Source organism: Verrucomicrobiia bacterium (genome assembly GCA_036268055.1).
Classification (GTDB): domain Bacteria; phylum Verrucomicrobiota; class Verrucomicrobiia; order Limisphaerales; family Pedosphaeraceae; genus DATAUW01.
This window is the reverse complement of record DATAUW010000036.1, coordinates 113,559-131,480: the sequence shown is the minus strand read 5'-3', so window position 1 is coordinate 131,480 and position 17,922 is coordinate 113,559. Positions and strand designations below refer to the sequence as shown.

Genomic DNA, 17,922 nt, shown 5'->3' with positions numbered 1-17,922 from the left:
GTTGCGTTCAATTTGGCGTTTTTTTCCAATCGCCGCTGCGCAGGTAAGGTTTTAGTTTTTGTTTCAGCGTCTCGCGCCCGCGATGAATCAGCGATTTCGTGGCCGAAAGCGAGGTTCCGAGCACCTTGGCGATGTCCTCGTAACTCAGGTCGTCGCGGCGGCAAAGCAGGATGGCCGTGCGTTGCAGCTCGGGCAATTCCGCCAGCGCCTGCTCGATTTTGTTTTCCAATTCCGAGTGCAAAAGATTTTCCGTCGGCAGAAAATTTTTGGTGTCCTCGAATTGCCGCGCTGGCTGGTCCTCGGATTCCGAATGCGGGGCTTCAATCGAATCGGCCGGATGACGGGACCGGCGGCGGATTTCGTTGAGGCAAAGATTTCGCGCGATGGTGAAGAGCCAGGTGGAAAAGCGCGCCGTCACTTCGTAGCGATGCGCGGATTTATAGACCTGCAAAAAAACATTCTGGGCGAGGTCCTCGGCTTCGGTGGCGTCGTGGAGGATACGATACACGAGGTTCATGACCGGCTGCTTGTATTTCTCCACCAATTCGGCAAAAGCAGTATCATCCCCGCGCTTGACGCGGAGCATGAGGGCGGCATCGGGGTCTGGCTCGTGTGCCATGCGTTCGGTGACTCTAGCAAACACCGGCAGCGCCACAAGGTTTTGGATTATTTGGAAGTATAACCATTTGAAAGTTTCCGAAGGTAGTGCGCTCTATGAGCGCTGAATTCCTGCGGACCGCGGGTCTATGACCCGCAGCAAGGTCCATAAGGTCAAGCCGCTCGGACTCAGCCCACTGCAAAATCATGAACTTTGATTTTAAATATGTGTGCTAACCGAAAGCGGCGATCTTTGCGAGAGTTGCTGCGGGTCATGGACCCGCGGTCCATAGGGAGGCGCTTTTTGTGCCGTGAAAATTCCCTAAGTCGGCGGCGGAATGCGCCCATGCTTGCCTTCAAACTGTTTTCGCACCACTCTGTGTCAGGATGCCTACGTTGATTGAAAGAATGGAAGCCAACGCCGCGGTGCGGCTCGCTTATCCAGCCGGCCACGTTCCAAACGAAGAACTCGCGCGCTTCAAAACTTTTTTGAAGGTCGAGACGCATCGTTTGAAAATCCTGCACCGGGCCGGCGCGGGCGGCCTCGAAATTTGCCGCGCCCGCGCCGCAATGCTCGACCTCATTTTACGCCGGATGTGGGATTCCATCGTACTGACTTTCAGTCCCGAATCGCAAAAAAATTTCCCGCCCATCGCCCTTATCGCCATCGGCGGCTATGGGCGCGCCGAACTCAATCCGCAAAGCGATATTGATTTCATGTTCCTGCACGAAGGCCAGGTTTCGGCCGGGAACAAGCCCCTGCTCATTCTTTCGCGGATGATGGACGGCATTCTTTATCCGCTGTGGGACCTCGGCCTCAAGGTTGGTTATTCGGTGCGCAATATTGACGACTGCGTTTCCAACGCGCAGGAGGACATGCTGTCCAAGACGGCATTGATCGAGTCGCGCCTGATCGCGGGCAGCGAGGATCTTTACAAGAAATTGCAGAAGACGATTGTGCGGAAGCTCGTCGAGGGAAACGAAAATAAATATATCGCCGCGCGGCTGGAAGACCAGGCGGCGCGCCATACGAAATTTGGCAACTCGCCCTCGATGCAGGAGCCGAACATCAAGAATGGCTGCGGCGGTTTGCGCGATCATCAGAATCTATTGTGGATGGCGTATTTCAAATATCGCACGCGCACGCTGGCGGAATTGCAGGAGCGCGAACTCATCACCGAGTCCGAGCGCAAGCAGCTTGAAACCGCTTACGATTATTTATTGCGCGCGCGCAACGAATTGCATTACCACGTGGGCCGCCCGGTGGATGCGCTCAGCAAAAATGTGCAGCCCGCCGTCGCGCACAATCTTGGCTTTCACGATCGTTCGCCCAGTGTGCGACTGGAGAAATTCATGCGGCAGCTTTACACGCACTTCCGCAATATTTACATCATCAACCGCACGCTCGAACAGCGCCTCGCCCTGTTGCCGGCGCCGAAGCGATTGCAATTTTTTCGCGGGTTGATCGGCCGCAAGAAACGCGAACTTGAGGTAAACGTCGTGGATGGTTTTAAGTTCATTGACGGTTATATCCACGCGGCGAATCCGCGCGTCTTCCGGGATCAACCGCGCCGCCTGATGCGCGTGTTTCTGCAAGCGCAGCAGCGCGGTCTTCAGTTGCACCCCGATCTGGCGCAATTGATCCGCAGCCAGCTTTCGCTTGCCGATCGCGCGTTTCTTTACGACGAACACGTGCGCGAAACTTTTCTGACGATTCTCAACCAGCGCGGCAATGTCGCGCCCGTCCTGCGCCAGATGCACGAAGTCGGTTTGCTCGGCAAATATATTCCCGAATTCGGCCGGCTCACCTGCCTCGTGCAGCACGAATTTTATCATCAATACACCGCCGATGAGCACACGCTGATGTGCCTCGAAAAACTTGACCGCATCTGGGAGGCGAGCGAGGAGCCGTATGCGCATTACGCGCAACTTTTCCAGGATCTCGGCCAGCCGTTCCTGCTTTACCTCGCGCTGCTGCTGCATGACGTCGGCAAATCCGATGGCCACGGCAAACACGCGGTGATCGGCGCGCAACAAGCCACGCGCGTCGCCAAACGCCTTGCGCTCGATGGTGCGACGACTCATTCGCTGCGGCTCATCATCGAAAACCATTTGACGATGGCGAACATTTCGCAACGCCGCGATCTTGACGATAACGCTGTCATCCGCGCATTTGCGAAGGAGATTCAAACTCCCGCGAATCTCGCCATGCTCACGCTGCATACGTTCGCGGACTCGATGGCCACGAGCGATAAATTGTGGAACGATTTCAAGGACGCGCTGCTGTGGACGCTTTATCGCAAGACGGTGCATGAGCTGGCCGGCGGCACGGACTTCATTCGCGCCGAGGCGCGCCAGCGCGAATTGCTCGCCGAGGAAATCGGCCGTTCGCTGCCGGGGCGGATCACGGCGGAAGAATTGCATGCCCATTTTGGCGCGTTGCCGGGACGCTATTTCCAGATTCACACCGCGCCGGAAATCACTCGCGACCTCGTGCTCTCACATCGGTTTTTGCATGTGCAACTGTCCGATAACAATCATCCGCTCGAGCCGATTGTGGATTGGCACAACGAACCCGATCGCGGTTTTACCGTCGTGAAAATTTGCACGTGGGACCGCGCCGAGTTGTTCCATCACATCGCCGGTTCGCTAAGCGCCAGCGGTTTGAACATTCTCAGCGCGCAGATTTTCACGCGCTCGGATGCCATCGTGCTCGACACTTTTTTCGTGACCGATGCCCGCACCGGCGCGATGGCGAACAAGGAGGAGCGAGAAAAATTCGAGAAACTGCTGGCGAAAGTTTTGACCGGCGGCGACGTGGATTTTCCCGCGCTGGTGGCGAAACAAAAAGGCAATCGTCCGCCGTATCAATCCTACGAAGGCGACCGCATGCCCACGTGCATCCGTTTTGACAATGAAACGTCCGACAGCCGCACCGCGATTGAAATTGAAACGGAAGACCGCGTCGGTTTGCTGTATGTGATTTCGCTCGCGCTGGCGGAACTGGATCTGAACATCACCGCCGCAAAGATCGTCACCGAGCGCGGCGCGGCAATTGACACGTTCTACATCAATGAACAGGATGGCGGCAAAATCCTGGATGCGGGCCGCCAGGAATTCATCGAGCGCAAGATCCGCGACTCCATTCAAAAGCTGGGTTGAGGCCGAAAGAGATAAGGGGTGCTGCCGCGTTACCAAATTCCACCAAGGCGGCAGAAAACTTATCCACCTCTGAATCCGTCTCGCGCATTTTGCATACTCTTATTCGTTGGTTGTTGCATAAAACGAGAATCAGTTCTTATCCGTTCGCGAGTTCTGCATCCCCCGGCAAAAACTGGCGGCGGCATATTTGCTGCTGAAATTGGCTGACATTCGGCTGCGTTGAGCGCTGTCGAGATGCACCTATGAATTTCGCCGCTGCTAATCCGGCTTTTGCCCGCCGTGATTTTTTGAAAACCGCCGGGCTTCTCAGCCTCGGCGCCGCCATCAATGCCGGTGCGCAAACCAATTCACCCGTTTCGACAACGAACCTTCCGCCCGCATCCGTACCCGGCACCATGCCCATGCGCAAGTTTGGCCGCGCGGACACACAAATCTCCGCGCTGGGCTGTGGCGGGCATCATCTCGGCGATTTGAAAAGCGTGGATCATGCGATTCGCCTGGTTCAAGAGGCGGTGGATGGAGGCATCACGTTTTTCGATAACTGCTGGGAATATTGGAATGGCAAAACGGAAAATATTCTCGGGCGCGGGCTGGAAGGCCGGCGCGATAAGGTTTTTTTGATGACGAAGGTTTGCACCCACGGCCGCAGCGCGAAACTCGCGATGCAAATGCTCGAGGAATCCTTGCGCCGCCTGCGCACCGACCATTTGGATCTCTGGCAAATTCACGGCGTGGTTTATGACAATGATCCTGATCTGGCTTACGCCACCGGCGGTGTGCTGGAAGCGCTGGATCAGGCGAAGCAACAAGGCAAAACGCGTTTCGTCGGTTTTACCGGCCACAAAGATCCCGCTATTCATCTGCGCATGATCCAAATGGGTTACGCGTTTGATGCCGTGCAGATGCCGCTCAATCCGTTCGATGCGAATTTTTTTAGTTTTGAAAAAGTTGTTTTGCCCGAAGCGATCAAACGCGGCATCGCCGTTCTGGGAATGAAGCCCATGAATGGCACCGCCGAGGCGGTCAAGAAAGGCGTCTTCAAGGCGGAAGAAATGTTGCGCTACGCGATGAGCCTGCCAGTGGCAACGACCATCAGCGGCATGGATTCGCTGGAGTTGTTGCACAAGAATCTTCACGCCGCGCATCATTTTACGCCGATGACAGAAACGGAGATGGAAGATTTTCGGCGCCGCTGCGCCGATCCCGCCGCCGATGGCCGCTTTGAACCTTATAAAGTTTCGTTGAAATTCGACAACCCCATGACGCGCATGCCGCATGGCTTTCCGATTGATAAAGAGCAGAAGGAAGTCAAAGACATGTTCAAGAAAGGCAACGGCGGATGGGAACCGATCGGAATGTGATTATGAATTCTGTTGAAACCGTCACCGGAAAAAATGCGGGCGCCAGCCGCCGCAATTTTCTGCAAACCAGTTTGGTCAGCGCGGGTGCGGTTCTCGCGGGGCCGTTTCTACGCAACGCCACCGCAGCCGCGCTCGCACCGCTTGAGATGATCACGACCGGTCCGGACAGCATCCCGCGCAAGCCGCTTGGGAAAACCGGCGAACATATTTCTGTAATCGGCATCGGCGGATTTCACATCGGGACCATGGACTCGGCCAAAGACGCGGCGCGCCTCATCCATGAAGCGATAGATGCCGGCGTGAATTTTTGCGACAACGCCTGGGAATATAACGACGGCAAAAGCGAGCGCTGGATGGGCGAAGCTTTGCGCGGATACCGCGACAAAGTTTTTCTCATGACCAAAGTCTGCACGCATGGCCGCGATAAAAAAGTTGCGATGCATCAGCTTGAACAATCGCTCAGCCGCCTCAAAACTGACCATCTCGATCTCTGGCAGGTGCATGAGTGTGTTTATTATAATGACCCCGAGCGGCACTTCGCGGCAGGCGGCGTCATCGAGGCGCTCGACGAAGCAAAACGCCAGGGCAAAGTGCGGTTCGTGGGATTCACCGGCCACAAAAATCCGTCCATCCATCTTAAGATGCTTTCGTATAATTATGCGTTCGACACGGTGCAGATGCCGCTGAATTGTTTCGACGCAACGTATAAAAGTTTCGAGCAACAAGTCCTGCCGGAAGCTCTGCGCCGGGGCATGGGCGCGCTGGGAATGAAAAGTCTGGGCGGCGATGCCCAGCCGATTCTGCATGGGGCAGTGACGGCGCAAGAGGCTTTGCGATACGCAATGAGTCTGCCGGTTTCAACGACGATCAGTGGCATGGATTCGATAAATGTATTGCATCAAAATCTGGCTATCGCGCGCGGCTTCAAACCGATGAGCGCCGAAGAAATGCAGGCGCTTCGTGAGCGTTGCGCGCCGCTCGCCGCCGACGGCCATCTCGAACTTTACAAGTCCACGAAGAAATACGACGCCGACGTCGGCCGCGAACAACACGGCTATCCGTCCATGGAAGAACTTCCAATTTAAAAAACATTTTAACCGCGGCGCGGACGCGCGGAGAAAACAAAAATTTTAGCCACGGATGGAACACGAATAAAACACGGTTAAGGAAATTTTGTTCCGTGTTCCATCCGTGGCTTTTCTCTCATTCGCCCTCCGTAAGGACCTCCGCGCCTCTGCGTCTCCGCGGTTCAATTTGATTTAGCGCCTTACCGGGAGACGAGCGTGATAAATTTTTTTGCGGCAGATTCCACATCGCGCGGAATGGCTCGCTCGCGCAGGTTCAGCGCCCAGCGGAAGGTGAGTGGCAGGTCGTGTGGAGAGCGCGGGTCCACTCGTTGCACGGCGCGCAGAAATTGATCTTTTTTGGACATGGATAACTCCTTTGTTCAGGCGGAGTTTCCAACCAGGCGTGGGACAAAGCATGTCCCAGTGAATAAGTCGTCGGGAGAACGGAGAACTTCAAAACACCGTAAACACGCCGGAGAATGCCAGCGGCATCCATTGGCCATTGCCGATGTATTGCAATTCGACGCTCGAATATTGTTTGCCCATCAACACACCGTTGGTTCCGACAGTAGTCGCGGCAATGGACGTGTAGAGAGTGCCGTTGTTGACCGCAGCGACGAGCCGCGAGCCATCGCCGGATGAGGTGACTGCATCCCACGCTTTCGTCAACGAACCAAAACTGTTAGTGCGGATTATCCAGGTCTGCCCGCTGTCGCTCGAAGTATAAAGATATCCGAGGCTGGAGGCCGCCGCGAGGTTCACGCCGCTTGCGGAAGACGTGACGCACGTCCACGCGTTATTCGTCGTGCGCGCGGTCCACGTCGTGCCGGCGTCGCCGGAAGTGTAGATTGCGCCGCCGTTTATCGTGGCGACTATTTTGTTGCCGTCCGCCGAGCAGGCGATGGCGCTATAGGAACCGAATGGGCCGTTCGTCGCCCACGTCACGCCCGAATTTTTGGAAATGTAAAGCGGCGCAAAGCCGCTCGCGCATGCGGCCAGCGTTGTTCCGCTGGCTGATGACGCGATGCCCGTCCAGTTCTGTCCGTTCGTGCGCGAAATCCAATTTGTGCCACCGTTGTTAGAAGTATAAATCGCGCCACTCCCGCTGCCGACCGCGACGGCCAAATTGATCCCGTCCGCCGATGAAGCCGCGCAGCTATACGATGTGTTCAGCAATCCGTTGATCTGGCCGACCCAATGCACGCCACCGTTCGTGGAGGTGAAAACGTATCCGCCCACCGCGCCGCCACTCGGAGCCGCCAGCATGTGCAAACCATCCACCGAACTCGCGAGGCCCTTCCAATTTAAGCCAGGCGCATCGCTCTTTGTCCACGTGACCCCGCCATCCGCCGAATAATAAATGAAACCCAGCCCGCCGTAACCCGCGATCAGGCGCAGCCCATCGCTCGACGAAGCCAGGGTCTGCCACTCTTGCGACGCCATGCTATTCGACGACCAGTTTTGTCCCGCGGGCAAGCCCAGCGGACTGACGATGATGGATTGACCTGCCGTCTGGCCAATCGTCCAGCCATTCGCCCCCGAGCCGGAAAAGCGCAAGGTACTCCCGGCCGTTACGCCCGTGGCGGGCAGGAGCAGCGTGACGCTGGCGCTGTTCGTCGTGAGATAATTATTGGCGACGACCGCCTGTTGCGTCCCCGCTTGCACGAGTTGGAAATTCGGATTGCTCTGCACCACGCCAACGAGATTCGTGATATTCAAGTTCGTGATCAATCCGCCGTTGCCGATGAAGGTTCCGGTATTCGTGCCGGCCGTAACGCCGTTGAACATCCCATTGAATCCGCCGATGGCCTGGGAAAAAACGACCTGGTTCGTGAACGTCACTGTATTCGTGAGGGTGACGATGTTGCTCGAAAGTTGCGCATCGGAAATTGTGCCGTTGAAATTCGCCGCGGTGAGCGCCTGCACCGCGTAAGGCGCGGAAGTGATGAGTTGATAAGGGGCGAGCGCGGTGAACGCGCCGGTGCTGCCGTTTGGCCGCACGCCGATTTCCAGATAAAGCGGGCTTATCGGAAAAGTATAACTGAAATCCACAACGGTGGTGAACAAGCCATTGGTCACGGCGACGGCAGTATTCGTGATCGTATTGGCAACCTGATTTGTCAGTCCCAGCGCCGGATGGAGCTTGAATTGAAAATCATACACGCCGCTGGTGGTGGCGCCGTTCAAATTCAGGTTCCCCTGATACGTGAACGCGGTTCCCTGGGCGAAGGTGGAATTCGGCGCTGTGAGCCAGCACAATACCCCCAAAACAATTAACCAGATACGACACTTCATGATCTATTGACCGCCGGTGTTACGACAAAAACTTCGCGCCGCCGCGTCATGGCCCCGGCTTGCCAACCGTGATTTAGCGACTCGTCCAGCTAAACATATTTGCCGCCATTGGCGAGAAAAAACGGTAGTGTCCTAATTTGGAAAAACGGCAATTTCTGCCTAGCGAATGCGTTTGACGCAGGGAAAGGTGGTGATGCATGATTCGCCGCGTGAAATTCTCCCTAAGCCAATGGAAAATCGAACAACTTGTTGGATCGTTTAACGACGAGGTTATTGATTTAACGCCGCCTTTCCAGAGGGGGCGAGTTTGGCCTTCAAAACTGCGCCAAGGTTTGTTGAAAAACATAATTGAGGGAAAGCCTGTTCCTGCCGTTTTTTTATACAAAACGCCCGTTGGCTCAAAAAACAATTTCGTTATTCTTGACGGAAAGCAAAGGCTTGAAAGCATATTGCTTTTTATTGGACACGACCGAGACGATTTGAGAATTCCTAAATGGACGTCCTATATCCACAGTCGAAAGGACAGAAAGCAGGTGGGTTTTAAAACGACGGTCGCGGGGAGCCAAAAAAGCTTAAAAGAGCTTTCCAATAGCGAAGTGATAAAGTTTAGAGATTATCCATTATCAATTATTGAAATTGATTTTGATGACGAGGTAACTCTCGAAGAAATCATACAGCTTTTCGTGGACATCAATCAGTCTGGAATCAAAGTAACTCGCTTTGACATCGTAAAAGCACTTTATCTGAAAGACGCTTTTTTCAAGCAGCTTTTCCATTTGATTGCCATTCAAGAAAAGCGAGGTAGGGACACAAACATAAAAATAAAATCGTCTTCGTTTTCGAGGGTGATGAAGCATTTAGACATAGTCAATCGGGTTGATGATGCGCAGAACCGCGTAGATGTTATGTGGGAAAGACTATGTGAATTCGCTTTGTTTGCCGCCACTTCGCAACATCGCAAACCGAGCCAAATTCTTAAAGATTTGATAAGCCGCAAACAAAGCCGCCCCAAAACCCCCAAATTGACATCACTCCAGGTTGATCAAATCAGCCGCGTTTTTTCATTTTTGGAACGCGCTTACAAAAGTTCTAATCTTGGCAAAACCAGATGGGCTACAGATCAAACGCATTTCTATATTTTGGTCACCGCATTAATTGAGGAGATTCGACATGTTTTGCCTATAAATTATGTGACGGCATTTCCCCCTGCGCGCGTTGATAATTTGATTAAATTTGATGCTGCTATTACAGGAAATAGTCCTTACGGCATCACCCCCACAATAGCAAAAAAGATTAAGAGCTATATTGACCTTTCGGAAAAGCAAACGACAGACGCCGCAAAAAGGCAGGATAGAGTAAAATTGTTTAAGGAAATCGTAAGTACGATTTAATGCGAAATCGCCGCATCAATAAGAGTCTTTCTTGCCCATTCTGAAATATCCTTACCCGCTGATTTAGCGGCATTTTCAAAGGATTTGTATTCAGACGGAGTGACGCGAGCGCGAATCAGCTCACTTTTGGCTTCCCCTTTGGGGAGCTTCGGCCTGCCCATTTTTTTATTTTGTTTTTGTGCCACAAATAGTATTTGACAAATATACTTTCTGTGGCACAACAAGTCCAGAATAAATTTTATGGCAAACAACCTTGAAACCGGAAAGAAAGTAATGGCGGTATCCATGCTGGCAGAAGGCAACAGCATTCGCAGCATTGAGCGCATGACGGGAATTCACCGCGATACGGTGATGCGTTTGGGTGTTCGCGTCGGCGAAGCGTGCGCCAAGATTCAAGATGAAAAGATGCGCGGCTTGACCTGCCCGCAAATCGAAGTGGATGAAATTTGGGGATTTATCGGCAAAAAGAAAAAAATGCCAGCGCACTCGAAGCCATTGACAGTATGGGCGATGTCTGGACGTTCATTGCGATGGATGTCCCTTCCAAGCTCATTCCCTCGTTCGTTGTCGGCAAGCGCGATTCCTACCACGCCAAGACGTTTATGAGTGATTTGGCGAGCCGCATCACCAAATAAGCCGCAAATCACGTCCGACGCAATGGCGGCGTATCCAGAAGCGATTGACCAAGCGTTCGGTGCCGAAGTGGACTACGCACAATTGATTAAAACCTACGCCGTCACAAATCTTAATAAACATGCTGCCAGCCGTTATAGTCCTGCGGACGTGGTTAAGACAGAGCGCAAGCGGGTAGTGGGAAGGGGTGGGCGGCGCGGTTGCGCCGCGAGGGTGGGAGATGAATGCATTTGGTTTTGTTATGCGGCTTGCGGGGGCGGGGATTATTGATTAGTCACGGCTCGCGAGTACGCTCGCCCTCCCTTGATTGAGGGCGCCGGGAGGGTGGCATCGCTGGTGGAGTGCTGCGATTTCTTTCGTCCCTGCGGGATTGCCATACAGCGTGTGTTTTTATCGCCACACATTTTTTGTCACCTGCGCCACTGGGTAAATCCAAATGAAATCGTCCTTCTTGCATTCCATGACGGGATAAACCGGATTGTAACTCGAAAGCCGGAAGATTTTGCCGTCGTTGGACTGGTGGAACAACTTGAAGAACACGCCTTCGTTTTTCAATTTGCAAACGACCAGACAACCGTTGCGCGGCTCGACGTTCGGCATCAGGATTGCGATGTCGCCCGCGCCATATTTGGGCTCCATCGAATCGCCCTCGATGATCACGGCGAAACAATTTTCGTCGCGGCAAGTGGTGGCGGTGTATTCGTGCCACGAGGCGTCAAGGTCGGTGTAAGCCACCAGTTCGCCGGCGTGCGCCCACGCCACGATGGGAACCTCGCGAATTTCCGCGCGCGAAGAAGCGTTGGCCGGGGGCGCGGTGTTGTCATTGCCAAGCAGGTAATCAATCGTCACGCCAAGTTTTTTGGCCAGCACCGCCAGTTTCGTAGGCGTCGGTGAATTCTGGCGGCTCTCCCAATTCCCAATGGCGCTCAGCGAAAAACCGGTCAATTTAGCGAGTCCCTGCTGAGTCAGGCCCAAGCGCAGGCGGCAAATTCTCAGCCGTTCTGATAATATTTGCTCTAAAGATGCTTTTTTTGGTTGACGCATAGGCATTAATTCCCTAAAGATAGCTTCAGTATGGAGGTTTTGGTGCCAAACGCAAGGAGATATTCCCAGCAATGCTGTCTTTACAAGCTGCCATGAAGCGACATCGCACCATTCCACTTGGCCAATGCCAAACCGCCCGCCGCCGGGGACGCCCGCCGCGCCCGGTCGTCGCGCCGATTCCACGTCCGTTCGATTTTGGTTTCACGGCGAGGCGTCCGCTGGTTCCAATGCCCGCCGTTTGCATGTTCCTGAACAAAAAACCGCGCGAGGTGCTGGCCTTGATCGAAGATGGACATTTGCGCTGGGCGTTTGATATTCGCCGCCCGGACGCCGAGCGGCGTGAGGTGCGGGTGCTACGCCAAAGCTTATTTGAGTACACGGGTCTTTGGGCTCCGCCGCAAAAACCGCGGCGTGATGAAGCGGCGGAATTCGCTGAGATCATCGAAAGGATTTTGCCGGCGGGCATGGTGGTGAAACCCAACGTCGCGCCCGGAAAAGATTTTCGCGCGCGCAGCCAGGCAGCGCGTCAGTTTCAAATCAAGATGCGGCTTTCAGCGGCGACTTTTCGCCAGACACTTTTTCCGCACGAGCCGATTTTGCGCGGCACGGAGATTGCCCAATGTTTTTCGTGCCTGAGCCAGCATGTCGTTAATTTGCTGAAGGCCGGGGCGTTCGCGGCAGTTAGTCTGCGGCGTGGTCCGAAGGCATCGCCATTGATCACGCGCGCGAGTGTCGTGGAATTTTTAAAGCAACGAAGAATGGCATAATCTCCTGGTAGCGGCGGTCTATGAGCGCCGAATCCGGGTCAACGCAAGGAAGAATTTTTCAAACAAAAACCAACCCGCCGCACTTATGTGTGGCCAGCACGAAAGGCTCCATGAACAACCGCATCAAACTGAAAACGCCCGTCCTCAAAACCCGCGCCGAAATGGAATTGCTCATGCGCGAAATCGCCGGTCTGAAACTCAATGAAACCTTGCTCGCCGCGAATATGGATGCCGAATTACAGGGTGTACGCGACAGTTATGAGGGACGCCTCGCTTCGCTCGCGCAAGTGTTGGAAGAAAAAACCGCGACTGCGCGCGAATGGGCCGAGGCGAACCCGGCGGAGTTCGGCCAGCGAAAATCCATCGAGTTCACGCACGGCATCGCGGGCTTTCGCACGGGCACGCCGAAGTTGAAAACGGTTTCCAAATGCAAGTGGGATAGCGTGTTGCAAACGCTCCGTGATTTGGCGTGGGGCCACGCCTACATCCGCGTGAAAGAGGAAATCAATAAGGAGCAGATTTTGGCTGACGTCGCCGCGCAGATTTTGAACGAGGCTGATTTGCGGAAGGCCGGCGCGCAAGTGGTTCAGGAGGAGTCGTTTTTCGTGGAACCGAAGTTGACGCGCGTGGATGCGCGCGAAGTCGCGTGAATGTCACGAGGTGCGCTTGAAATCGCGTTTCGGCGAAATTGTTTTGCGCAGGAGAAATTCGGAAGCGCCCGCGATGACGTAGTCCTTGAGTTCGCCGACGCGTTCGTAGCCGAGCCGGGCATACAATTTTTGCGCGCGCAAATTGAAATCGGACACGCACAGGAACACATTTGGGCTGTCGCGAAAAATCCGTTGCTCGGCAAAATGAATGAGCGCCTCGCCGATGCCCTGGTTCCTCCACGCGGGCGCGACGGCGATGGTCTGGATGTAACCCGCGAACGCGCCACTCATGTTGATCTGAATGTGCCCGGTGAATTCGCCGTTGAGGCGCGCAAGATACACTTCCGTCGTTGGCCCATTGAGCACGGCCACCACGGCGGCGTGATTGAATCGAAGCGTAAGCCACGGTTCGGATTCCGCCATGAGCGTGGCGCACGCCTGCGCTTCCTCCGGCGTGCGCAGACGTTCAATCATCGGTTGCGCGGACACGAGTCGTGTATGGGCAGTGGCGCAAATTTTGTCAACCGGATTGATAAAAACCAAGGGGCAGGGATACGCCAGATGTGCCTGAAAGATTAATTTGAGTGCGAAATTATTTACCGGTTTGGGCGGCGGACTTTGAGGGGTATTGGGCGATGATTCGCTGAAGCGCCGCTTTTTGTTCGGGAGTGGTGATATAAGGCATCAAGCCAGCCGGGTCTTCCGGTTCTTTTCCGTTGTTTTGATCAGCGTAGGCTTTTAGCGCGGAGCCTAATATAATCACATCCGATGGCGGACGATCGGCGGCCATTTGGTTCAAATATTTTTGCACGGTCGCCGCGTCCACCGTCCGGGAAAGATAAGAAGTTATTTGTGAAGGGTCAGTAGGCAGTTGGCCATTGTTATCGCCAGCATACGCAGTCGCGGCGGTTTGAATGGCTTGCTGAACCCGGTTGAATCCGCCGCCCCATGCGCCGTTGATGGACATGCCGTGGTTTGAATCGTAGTCGGGATCCGTTTCGCCGGTGAGTTCCACGAGGGCGGCCGCATTATCCACCTTGCCAGTTTGAACCAGCTTATAGCGCTGCAACATATCGTCCGTGACCGGCACATCGAAGAATGGCTCAAGCTGAAGCAGGCTCGCGGGCAAAATGTCATTGTTGGCCGCGAGATATTTTTTCATCGCCGCCTTCATCATCTCATTCAGGAACGTGTTCTCGGCCATGCCGCGCAGGTTGCTCAAGGCCACGCGGATTCCGTCCTCGGTATCGAAATCCGCGTCCCACGAGGCGTCGCCCCAATCCTTCTCGGTCAAAAATTGCATCTCGGGAACCCGCTTGTCGGGCCTCTCCTGGAGAATCTTTTTGAGCTTCACGATTTTGTTGAGCCAAATTTTTTCCGCAGCCGCACTTGGCTCACTTGATGCCCCTGTTAATTGCGTCACCTCGCCGCGAAGCTTGAGCAACTCCGCATCGTTGCGCCGGTTCTTCGCCAGCTCACCCGTCAACGATGCGATCCGGTTGGAGGCGTCGGCGCGGTTGTGTTGTAATTGCTCGAGTTGACTGGCGAGCAATGCCTGTTGTTGTTGGAACGCTTCATTTTGTTCGCGCAACCGCGAGTTCAGCCGCACGGCGAAAATTCCCGCGCCGACGATGGAGACGACGGCCGCGGTGATGATGGCTTTTTGCAGAGTGGTCATGGCAATGACTTTGGTCGCGGTGAAAATGGACGTGGCAGCTTCAGAAAATGCGGCGGCAGAAATCGTGCCCGCAAGCGCGGCGGGCGCGGCCTGGATGGAGTTAGTGGAAATGGCTCCGGCGATGCTGGCCGCGCTCGAAACCACGCCGCGCTTCGTGAAAAACTTTCTCAACTTTTCCAGCGCGCGACTCACCCGCATCTTGGCTGCGTCTTCGCTTACGCCCAGCGCGACGCCGACGTCCTTGAAATTGCGGTTCTCGAAAAAACGCAGCACGACGGCGTCGTGATGTTGCTGGCCGAGCTGGTCCATCGCGGCATCGAGCAGCGGGGCGATTTGCTGCCAGGCATCGTGTTCCGGCCCGGGTTCGTTCAACCGAGATTCCATATATGCCTTCTGTTCGCGATGTTGCCGCCGCCGTTGAAGAGTGAGCGCATTGGCCGCGACATTTCGCGCGGTGCGGCAAAGCCAGCCCGGTAAAATGACTTTCGATCCCAGTGAATCGGCCTTGCGCGCGAGCAGGATGAAAACCGCTTGGGTGATTTCCTCGGCGAGATGCGGATCGCCTGTTTGCCGCAGCGCCACTGAATAAACAAGATTCACATAGCGTGTGACGAGCGCGGCGAAGGCATCCTCGGAACGGTCCCGGGAATAATCGCGCAGCAAGGTTAGATCGTCATTCGACATTTCACTCCATATATTTACGCGGTGGCTTAAAGGTAACAAATTTTTTTGCGGGCGGGCGTTTAATCCGATAAATTTGTCGGGCTCGCCCCAAGCCTTCCCATTGGCGAGGATTGTATTACTTTAAAAGCGGGTTACATATATGGATTCGTCCGTTTGAAGAATATGTCCACGCCAGAATCGTTGCGAAAAAAATTGCAGGAGTTACCGCATAAGCCGGGGATTTACCTGATGAAGGACCGGTTCGGCACGGTGATTTACGTGGGCAAGGCGCGGGATTTGCGCAAGCGCGTCAGTTCGTATTTCCAACCGTCGCGGCGGTTCGGCTGGGACTTGAAATTCAAGGCGCTCGTGGAAGCGATCCACGATCTGGATGTCCACATCGTGCGTAGCGAACCCGAGGCGCTGCTGCTCGAAAGCAAACTCATCAAGGAATTTCATCCGCGTTACAACATCAGCTTCCGCGATGACAAACGCTTTCTCATGCTCAAGTTGAACCTGAATGATCCCATCCCGCGTTTCGTCCTGACGCGTTTCAAGCAGGAGGATGGCGCGCGCTATTTCGGGCCGTTCGTGCATGCGTCGGCCTTGCGCAATACGCTGAACATGGTGCGCCGGCAATTTCATTTGCGCGGCTGCCGTCCGCTCACGCCGACCGAACGCGATTACAAACATTGCCTCTACGGCAATTTGAAATTTTGCACCGCCCCATGCATCAACAACGTCACGCGCGAGCAATATCTCGAGCAAGTGAAGGCCGCGTGCGATTTTCTCTCCGGCCAATGCGAGGAGATGCAGGAGCAACTCACCGACGAAATGCGCAAGGCGGCGGCGGCGCAGGATTATGAGAAGGCCGCGATGTATCGGGACGCCATCGCGGATTTGAAACAGACGACGAGCCGCACCAATAAATTTGAGCGGCTGCCTTACACGCTGCCGGTGGCGATTGAACCCCAACGCGATCTCGCCGAGTTGGGGCAAGTGTTGAATCTGCCCGGACCGCCGATGCGCATTGAGGGTTTCGACATTTCAAATATCAGCGGGACATTCGCCGTGGCGTCCATGGTGAGTTTCAAAAATGGGCGGCCCGACCGCTCGAACTATCGCAAGTTCAAGATGAAGACTGTGGTCGGGCAAAACGATTTTGCGTGCATGGCGGAAACGGTGCGACGCCGGTACTCACGTCTGTTGAAAGAAGGCGCGCCGCCGAAAATTTCTGAAACGCAAACAACTTCTCCAGGCGCCACCGGAGAATTGCTTCCCGTCATCGAAGAAACAAAAAAAGGAAAAGAAAAATTACCGGCGCAACTCAATCCCGTGCCGCGAAACATGCCGGACTTGATCTTGATTGATGGCGGCAAAGGACAGTTGAACGCGGCGTGTGAGGAGTTGGCGAAACTCGGCTTGAACGCGATTCCTATCGTCGGGCTGGCGAAGGAATTTGAGGAGATTTATCAACCGGGAAAGAGCGAGCCGTTGCGGCTTTCGCACGACACGGGCGCGCTGAAATTGTTGCAACGCGTCCGCGATGAATCGCATCGGTTCGCGAATACCTACAACGCGGCATTGCGGCTGCGGAAAATTTCGGAGAGCATCCTGGATGAATTTCCAAGCATTGGCGAACGGCGCAAGGCGGCCTTGTTGAAAAAGTTTGGTTCAGTTCAGCGGCTTCGACTGGCCACCGTGGAACAAATCTCGGAAGTGCCGGGCTTTGGCGGCAAAGCGGCAGCGGAGTTGAAGACATTTCTGGAAGCGCGCTCGGTGACGGGGGAGAAGCAATGAAGTGCGGAATGCGGAATGCGGAGTGCGGAATAAAGACGCGGCGTGATGCTCTTGCGTTGTCACCGGCTATAACGCCGCGCCCCATTGGCAGGACGATCGTTCACGCGAGCCCTCTTTTCAAACTCCGTGTTTCGTCCGTGTTCCATCCGTGGCTGAAAAATCTGCGCCGCGAATTTTTGGTGATGGCGGGATTTTTATTGCTGCTCACCGGTTGCGCAACGGCTCACAAAAATGCGGCGGACCTCGTGGATGTAAAAGCCTACGTTCCCGGTGTGGTGCTGGATATTCGTTACGCCACGACGAATAATTTCACCGGGCAACAACTTTATCCCGTGGCGCGCTGCTGTCTGCGACGCGAGGCGGCGGAACGATTGCGCGAAGTGGAGACGGAATTGCAACCGCTCGGTTATAAGCTGAAAATATTTGACGGGTATCGGCCGTTGTCGGTGCAGAAAAGGATGTGGGCGATTTATCCGCACCCCGGGTTCGTGGCCGACCCGGCGAAGGGCTCGCGGCATAATCGCGGCGCGGCGGTGGATTTAACTTTGATCAGACTTGATGGCTCGGATGTGCCGACGCCCACGCCGTTCGACGACTTCACGGAGCGGGCGCATCGCGGTTACATGCATCTACCGACGGAGGCGATTCAAAATCGGGAGTTGCTGCAACGCGTGATGACGAAGCACGGTTTCACGGGACTGCCAACGGAATGGTGGCATTTCGACCTGAACAACTGGCGTGAGTACCCGATCATGGACGTGGATTATTCGCAAATCAAAGCGGTGCAGTGAGGCAAATTTTTTGGGTACGGATC

The 17,922-nt window shown here is 54.8% G+C and carries 16 protein-coding genes; 9 read left to right on the top strand and 7 right to left on the bottom strand.

Annotation, left to right across the window (positions count from 1 at the left end; genetic code table 11):
* Nucleotides 1–7: 7 nt before the first annotated feature.
* Nucleotides 8–619: a sigma-70 family RNA polymerase sigma factor gene (locus tag VH413_18855; protein HEX3800761.1), complete on the bottom strand. Its 612-nt coding sequence runs from the start codon at nt 617–619 to the stop codon at nt 8–10.
* Between the two features lie 386 nt (nt 620–1,005).
* On the opposite strand from VH413_18855, the gene glnD reads away from it, so the two are divergent.
* The 3 genes from glnD (at nt 1,006) to VH413_18840 (ending at nt 6,205) form a co-directional block, all read left to right on the top strand.
* A complete protein-coding gene (gene glnD, locus VH413_18850) occupies nt 1,006–3,759 on the top strand; it encodes a [protein-PII] uridylyltransferase (protein ID HEX3800760.1) in 2,754 nt (917 codons plus the stop codon).
* Between the two features lie 242 nt (nt 3,760–4,001).
* Nucleotides 4,002–5,120 (top strand): aldo/keto reductase, encoded by a 1,119-nt coding sequence (locus VH413_18845; GenBank protein HEX3800759.1) that lies wholly within the window; start codon nt 4,002–4,004, stop codon nt 5,118–5,120.
* A gap of 2 nt (nt 5,121–5,122) precedes the next feature.
* The gene (locus tag VH413_18840) at nt 5,123–6,205 is read left to right on the top strand and encodes an aldo/keto reductase (protein ID HEX3800758.1); all 1,083 of its coding nucleotides are present in this window, start codon (nt 5,123–5,125) and stop codon (nt 6,203–6,205) included.
* A 182-nt stretch (nt 6,206–6,387) separates the two neighbouring features.
* Here the strand turns inward: VH413_18840 and VH413_18835 are convergent, their stop codons facing one another.
* The gene (locus VH413_18835; GenBank protein ID HEX3800757.1) at nt 6,388–6,552 is read right to left on the bottom strand and encodes a hypothetical protein; all 165 of its coding nucleotides are present in this window, start codon (nt 6,550–6,552) and stop codon (nt 6,388–6,390) included.
* A gap of 88 nt (nt 6,553–6,640) precedes the next feature.
* Entirely contained in the window at nt 6,641–8,482 is a 1,842-nt protein-coding gene (locus VH413_18830; protein HEX3800756.1) for a sialidase family protein, read from the bottom strand.
* A gap of 209 nt (nt 8,483–8,691) precedes the next feature.
* On the opposite strand from VH413_18830, the gene VH413_18825 reads away from it, so the two are divergent.
* Nucleotides 8,692–9,873, top strand: a complete 1,182-nt coding sequence (locus tag VH413_18825) for a DUF262 domain-containing protein (GenBank protein HEX3800755.1) — start codon at nt 8,692–8,694, stop codon at nt 9,871–9,873.
* Here VH413_18825 and VH413_18820 read toward each other — a convergent pair.
* A complete protein-coding gene (locus VH413_18820) occupies nt 9,870–10,058 on the bottom strand; it encodes a hypothetical protein (GenBank protein ID HEX3800754.1) in 189 nt (62 codons plus the stop codon). The two genes, VH413_18825 and VH413_18820, sit on opposite strands and share 4 nt — an antisense overlap.
* Nucleotides 10,059–10,113: 55 nt before the next feature.
* Here VH413_18820 and VH413_18815 point away from each other — a divergent pair, with 55 nt between their 5' ends.
* Nucleotides 10,114–10,479, top strand: coding sequence for a hypothetical protein (locus VH413_18815; GenBank protein HEX3800753.1), 366 nt, complete (start codon nt 10,114–10,116; stop codon nt 10,477–10,479).
* A 417-nt stretch (nt 10,480–10,896) separates the two neighbouring features.
* On the opposite strand, the gene VH413_18810 is transcribed toward VH413_18815, so the two are convergent.
* A complete protein-coding gene (locus VH413_18810) occupies nt 10,897–11,550 on the bottom strand; it encodes a S24 family peptidase (protein HEX3800752.1) in 654 nt (217 codons plus the stop codon).
* A gap of 92 nt (nt 11,551–11,642) precedes the next feature.
* Here VH413_18810 and VH413_18805 point away from each other — a divergent pair, with 92 nt between their 5' ends.
* Entirely contained in the window at nt 11,643–12,317 is a 675-nt protein-coding gene (locus VH413_18805) for a hypothetical protein (protein ID HEX3800751.1), read from the top strand.
* 89 nt (nt 12,318–12,406) lie between these two features.
* Entirely contained in the window at nt 12,407–12,967 is a 561-nt protein-coding gene (locus VH413_18800; protein HEX3800750.1) for a host-nuclease inhibitor Gam family protein, read from the top strand.
* A gap of 3 nt (nt 12,968–12,970) precedes the next feature.
* On the opposite strand, the gene VH413_18795 is transcribed toward VH413_18800, so the two are convergent.
* Together VH413_18795 and VH413_18790 are read right to left on the bottom strand one after the other, a co-directional pair.
* The gene (locus VH413_18795) at nt 12,971–13,456 is read right to left on the bottom strand and encodes a GNAT family N-acetyltransferase (protein HEX3800749.1); all 486 of its coding nucleotides are present in this window, start codon (nt 13,454–13,456) and stop codon (nt 12,971–12,973) included.
* Between the two features lie 103 nt (nt 13,457–13,559).
* The gene (locus VH413_18790; GenBank protein ID HEX3800748.1) at nt 13,560–15,329 is read right to left on the bottom strand and encodes a sigma-70 family RNA polymerase sigma factor; all 1,770 of its coding nucleotides are present in this window, start codon (nt 15,327–15,329) and stop codon (nt 13,560–13,562) included.
* A 162-nt stretch (nt 15,330–15,491) separates the two neighbouring features.
* Between VH413_18790 and VH413_18785 the strand changes: the two genes are divergently transcribed.
* Complete coding sequence (locus VH413_18785; GenBank protein HEX3800747.1) at nt 15,492–17,108, top strand: excinuclease ABC subunit UvrC; 1,617 nt, start codon at nt 15,492–15,494, stop codon at nt 17,106–17,108.
* Between the two features lie 137 nt (nt 17,109–17,245).
* Nucleotides 17,246–17,899: a D-alanyl-D-alanine dipeptidase gene (ddpX, locus tag VH413_18780; protein ID HEX3800746.1), complete on the top strand. Its 654-nt coding sequence runs from the start codon at nt 17,246–17,248 to the stop codon at nt 17,897–17,899.
* The last annotated feature ends 23 nt before the right edge of the window (nt 17,900–17,922 follow it).